General features: G+C 65.8%; 3 protein-coding genes. All 3 read right to left on the bottom strand.

The window, feature by feature from the left end:
- Window positions 1-69: 69 nt before the first annotated feature.
- Window positions 70-1,377, bottom strand: a complete 1,308-nt coding sequence (locus ACLP25_RS11750) for an efflux RND transporter periplasmic adaptor subunit (protein WP_442469378.1) — start codon at window positions 1,375-1,377, stop codon at window positions 70-72.
- Window positions 1,378-1,388: 11 nt separating this feature from the next.
- Window positions 1,389-1,589, bottom strand: coding sequence for a DUF1656 domain-containing protein (locus tag ACLP25_RS11745; RefSeq protein ID WP_442469379.1), 201 nt, complete (start codon window positions 1,587-1,589; stop codon window positions 1,389-1,391).
- The coding region (locus ACLP25_RS11740) for an FUSC family protein (RefSeq protein ID WP_442469377.1) at window positions 1,589-3,382 on the bottom strand (1,794 nt) is incomplete at its 5' end. The genes ACLP25_RS11740 and ACLP25_RS11745, both read right to left, overlap by 1 nt.

Raw genomic sequence — 3,382 nt, 5'->3', positions numbered from 1 at the left:
GGCTGGGTTGCCAGTCGTGGACGCGCCTTGACGCGGCAGCGTCGTGGATGGGGATATCGTTGCGCATGATCAGCTCCCGTTCCTCGGAGATTTGTCTATGCCCGGCGCGAGGCCGGGATTGATCTCTTCCGGGGTGGCCGCCGACTTTGCCGCGTCCACCGGAAGGGATTCCGGGGTTGCTTGCTCGGTCGTCATCGCCGGAATGCATCCAGGCCTTGCAGGCGGACTCATCAGGACATCCGACAGTCGGGTCGCAACCTCCGCGATGGCGCGCTCGAGCCAGGATCGGCCTTGGGCGCCGACGGCTTCCTCCTTGATTGTCACCGTCGCGGTCAAGCCGGAGACAAGCGGAACGCCCGGAGGAACATGATCGATCGCGATGCGAATCGGCACGCGTTGCGCGAGACGGACCCAGGTGAAGACGGGGTTGACGTTGGGCAGTCCTTGCACGCCGCCCGCGGCGTCCGACACTCCGATGCCGCGCGTCACGCTGGCTACGTGTCCGAGGATGGGCTCGGCGTATCCCATCAGTTTTGCTTCGATGCGATCGCCGATGCAGACTCGCGCCAGCTTGGTCTCCTCGAAGTACCCGTCAATCCAATAGCTGTCGGTGTCGACGACCGAGATATTGGCGGCTCCCTCGTGGGCGAAATCGCCGACCCGCATCAAGAGGTTCGTGACATAGCCATTGACCGGGCTGCGAACCTGGGTTCGACGCAGATTGATCTCTGCTTGCGCCACTTGTTGTTGCGCTGCTTCGAACGCGGCTTTCGCTTGGACCGCGGAGCCGGCATAGGTCTGCTGTTCCTCCGGGGTGGTCGCGAGATCTGAGAGCCGCTGTCGCCGCTCCGATTGCACCTGTTTGACCTGCAGATCGGCGGCCTTTTGCTGCAACTGCGCCCTGTCTTCGTGCAGGGCCACCTGGAAGTCGAACGGATCGATCACGTAGAGCACGTCGCCCTTGTGAACGTACTGATTGTCGCCGACCCGGAGTTCTGTGATCTGGCCGGAGACCTGCGGCGCGATGCTCGCGACTTGGACGCGCAGGCGCCCGTCTCGCGTCCACGGCGCCGTAACGTAATAGTCCCATGTCACCAGGGCCATGACGATCGCGACGAGCGCAATGGCCAGTGTCGCGAGCCGCTTGAAGCCGGCGAGCGTCCAACGAAGCGCAAGCCCTCCTCCACGCTGCGAGCTGCGTTCGTCAAGAGGCGTGCGCTGACCCGGCGTTTCGTGCGGTTGGGGCTCAACTGTGACCGGCTGAACATCGGGCGTTTGACGCTCCATGGCAGTAACGCCGCCCGTCGCTGGTTCTTGAGCAGGGTGACTGGGCTCGACCTGTGGAGCCGTCTGCTCCACGACTTTGGCGTCATACATGACCGTCACTCCTAAAAGGCGACCGTCAGCAGGCCGAGGATCGCCACATAGAGGCTGAGCTGAGCCACGGCCGGATTGCTGAACAGCTTATCGAATCCGCACAGGCGGAGAATCGGACGAAGAGCGAAGAAGATAGCGAGCGCCGCCACGGCGTAGACGACGAATGGCGCGACGAATACGTCGCCGACGACCAGCTCGGAAAACGAGTGCATCACGACACGGCCTCCATGGCGGGCGAGGCCGCGTGTCTCGCGGCGTCGATGACGATGGCCGCGAGCGTGAGCTCACCGCTGATTTCTTCGGCGAGCGCGCTCCCGGCGCCGGCCACATGCATCAGGGCGAGACTCACGTCGCGGAGGCGCTGCGTATCCTGCGTCGCGAGCGCCTCCTCCGCCTCGGCCGCCAGGTGCGACAGGGAGGTCTCGGCCAGCCGAGCCACGCTGTCGCGACCGAGTCGGATCGCAGCCGCGCGATCGAAATACGACAGGGCCTGCGCCAGAACCGCGCTGTCCCGATGGCTCGCCCCGCTCGCCGGGATCTGACCGATCCGCGCGGCGTCGCGGAACATGGCCTCTTCCGGCGCCAGCCGTCGATCGCGCTTAGAGAGCACCAGCTCGAAGTCGCGCCGCACCGACGCCATGATCCAGCGTTGGCGCCGCTCGTTCGATTCAGGCGGAATAAGGGTCTCTGCCGCTAGCAGCAGGCCAATGCCAGTGCACAAGAACAATACGACGAACAGGAACGAGTTCGCATTGTATGACTGCGGGTTGCTGGGGGATAGAATGACGAGAATGAAGATCAGGTTGAGCCGACCGAGCGACGCGACCATGGGATGCGGCCTTGTCGCCGCCACCATTGCGCCGATCACGAAGGGCGCGAGCGCGAGTGCGAGCAATGGGAATTCCGTGACGCCGTCGAGGATCAGAAATTCCAGAGTCCCCGCCAGAACCGCCGCGATCGGCGCCGCAATAAATGCTGCGACGGTGAAGCCTTGCGGATTCGGACTCACGGCGCCCAACCCGATCACAAGGGCGACCAGCGACAGAGACACCTCGGCTGAAGGCCATCCGGCCAGGACGAAGAAGCCGGATGCCAGCACCAGACAGGCCGCGGCTCGCAACCCCGCCGCCGCCGCGATGGCGCGCGATCGATAAAGCGGCATCCGCCACACGCAAAGGGGTCGGTGACCGGCGTTCAACGCGGCAAGTCCTTCGCGAACCTCGGAGATTCGCCGAAGAGACTCGCGCGAGGCCCAGGCCGATGCCGGTGAGTGCGCGCTCGCAGCGATCATATCGTCCATGGCCGGATTGGTTGCCGCGACGACTGCCTTCAGGGCGCGGGCGGCATGAACCGCCGCTACGAGCGCGACGGCAGTGCTACGAGCTGCCGCGCGCCGGATCGAGCCGCTCGCTGACTCCGTGGCCAAGCTTGCGATCTCGGGGCGGAGCGCCGCGATGTCGCGCAGCAGCCCCGCAGCAGTCCCCGCGTCGGTCGCCTCATCCCTGAGAACGGGCTTCGCATAGTCGCGAACGCGGCGATGGAGCGCGGCTAGTTGGGACGCCAGCTGCGGGAAGCTGTCGGGCGCCGCCAGTAGGTCGTTCACCACGGCGATCGCAGCGACGCCGACCGCGATCGCGGCGCCGCGCGCCATGCCGGACTCGAAGACGTGCTCCGGCGCGTCTAGCTGCTGGATGGCGATGAGCGCGACTGTATAACCGGAGAGCACCGCGGCATACGCATGATTCCCGTCGAGCAACCCGGCGGCGCACACACATAGACCAACCCACGCGGCGAAGACCGCGAGCATCAGATCGCGCGTCTGGGAGAACAAGGCGACAATGACGATGGCTGCCGTGACGCCGATGATCGTTGCGGCCCGCCGAAAGCGGGCCTTGTCCAACGCGCCCCCGCGGGTCGGGACCGCCAGGATGGCGACCGTGACGGCCGCGGAGGCCGGCGCCTCCAGTTCCAGCCAGAAGCTGGCCGCCAGTGCGGCGACGACGGC

The organism is Roseiarcus sp., assembly GCF_052145395.1.
Taxonomy (GTDB): domain Bacteria; phylum Pseudomonadota; class Alphaproteobacteria; order Rhizobiales; family Beijerinckiaceae; genus Roseiarcus.
The sequence above is the reverse complement of the archived record's forward strand: the minus strand, read 5'-3'. Positions and strand labels throughout refer to the sequence as shown.

What these genes read in the sequence shown, in the direction of transcription:
- ACLP25_RS11745 (WP_442469379.1), bottom strand. Translation starts at nt 1,589, where the DNA reads ATGCACTCGTTTTCCGAGCTGGTCGTCGGCGACGTATTCGTCGCGCCA.
- ACLP25_RS11750 (WP_442469378.1), bottom strand. Translation starts at nt 1,377, where the DNA reads ATGTATGACGCCAAAGTCGTGGAGCAGACGGCTCCACAGGTCGAGCCC.